The following is a 1,646-nucleotide window of genomic DNA, read 5'->3' on the forward strand; positions in this document are numbered from 1 at the left end:
ATAAGTTATCATGAACGAAACTAGCCCCTGTTCGTAACAACGTAGGTTAATTTGGTAATACTGTGTTTAAGGCAACAACATACCAAATCAGAGCTATAATTACGAAAGGAGCTAGTTAGTATGAAGGATACCACAAAGTACGTAGGTTTAGACGTCTCAAAGAAAAATATTGCGGTGGCTGTAGCGGATGAGGGGCGCGGCGAAGCAAGATATATCGGAATGATTCCCCACACGGTAGAAGCCATAAGGAAATTAGTAAAACGATTAGGTGAGCCCGATCAACTTCGTATATGTTATGAAGCTGGACCAACTGGATATGGACTTTATCGACTTTTTTTGAGTATGGGGATTGAATGTGAAGTGATTGCACCGTCTCTCATTCCACAAAAGGCTGGACAACGTATTAAAACCGACCGCCGGGATTCGATCCAACTCGCTCGGCTTTTCCGGGCAGGAGAACTAACATCGGTTTATGTACCGACGAAAGAAGATGAAGCGCTTCGTGATTTAGTCCGTGGTCGTGAAGATGCGAAAGAAGATGAACTGCGAGCGAAACATCGACTTACCAAATTTCTTTTACGCCATGATATTCGTCCGCCCAAAGAGGTGGGGAAAACTTGGTCCTATAAGTATCGAGCTTGGTTAGACACACTAAAATTTGAGTATTCCGCCTCACGAATCGTGTTTCAAGAATACGTACACCACTTACATGAAATTGAACAACGAGTAAAGAGATATGAAGAAGAGATTGAAAAACAATCGATAGAAGGGGTTCATGCCCCCATGATCCAAACCCTTCAATCCTTACGGGGTGTGGCATTGATTACGGCGACAAGCCTAGTGGCAGAGATTGGGTCGTTTCAACGTTTCCAGACACCCATGCAGTTTATGGCGTATGTCGGCGTTGTGCCAAGTGAGAGTTCGAGTGGTGAAGTGAGACGGCAGGGAAAGATTACGAAAACCGGGAATCGTCATGTACGTCGACTACTCGTAGAAGCTGCTTGGAGTTATCGATATAAGCCTGCGGTCAAAGGAAAGTTGAAAAAGAGACTCGAGGGAAAGCCGCCAAGTGTACAAGCGATTTCTTGGAAAGCTCAAAATCGCCTTCATACTAAATATTATCGTCTTATCTCGCGAGGCAAGGAAAGTGGGAAAGCGATCACAGCTGTCGCCAGAGAATTGGCAGGATTTATTTGGGCGGTCGCTCACGAACAAGAACAAGATGTCAAACCATCAAACTAGTAATCATACGTTGACAAAGTGATTAGACGTATTGAGTCATCATGTAGGTAATGAACAAGGATATTGTAGAAAATAAGGCTAAGAATAGGGCTCGAAGGCAAAAGCTTAAAACCGGGAAGGAGAACCCACGAGTTGCACTTGTGCTATGTCTAAATAGACGAACGCACGACATAAGTTAGTGGAAGAGCTCCTTCAAACGGAAAGATAAAATGTGAGAACCCACGGATATCAGAGTATTGACCGATGTAGAGATCTTTGCCTTCGTGCCGTGCGCTTATCCTGCTCACGTAAAGAGCCATATGGAGTACAAATAGACGTTAAGAGAACACCAAAAAGTGCACTCTTAGTTAAGGTTGCCCAAAAGTTGGCGGGGCTTGACAGTTTCGTTCATATCAGTGCAACTA

Annotated in this window: 2 protein-coding genes; both read left to right on the forward strand. The window is 44.1% G+C overall.

The annotated features are described in order from the left end of the window. The first annotated feature begins 120 nt into the window (after positions 1-120). Positions 121-1,242 (forward strand): IS110 family RNA-guided transposase, encoded by a 1,122-nt coding sequence (locus NON16_RS25305; RefSeq protein ID WP_257352391.1) that lies wholly within the window; start codon positions 121-123, stop codon positions 1,240-1,242. 211 nt (positions 1,243-1,453) lie between these two features. Beyond that, positions 1,454-1,646 (forward strand): hypothetical protein (locus NON16_RS25310; protein ID WP_257352393.1); only part of this gene is annotated, 193 nt, incomplete at its 3' end.

Source organism: Pseudalkalibacillus decolorationis (assembly GCF_024609785.1).
Classification (GTDB): domain Bacteria; phylum Bacillota; class Bacilli; order Bacillales; family Fictibacillaceae; genus Pseudalkalibacillus; species Pseudalkalibacillus decolorationis.

Coding starts and splice junctions, on each gene's coding strand:
- NON16_RS25305 (WP_257352391.1), top strand. CDS start 121: ATGAAGGATACCACAAAGTACGTAGGTTTAGACGTCTCAAAGAAAAAT.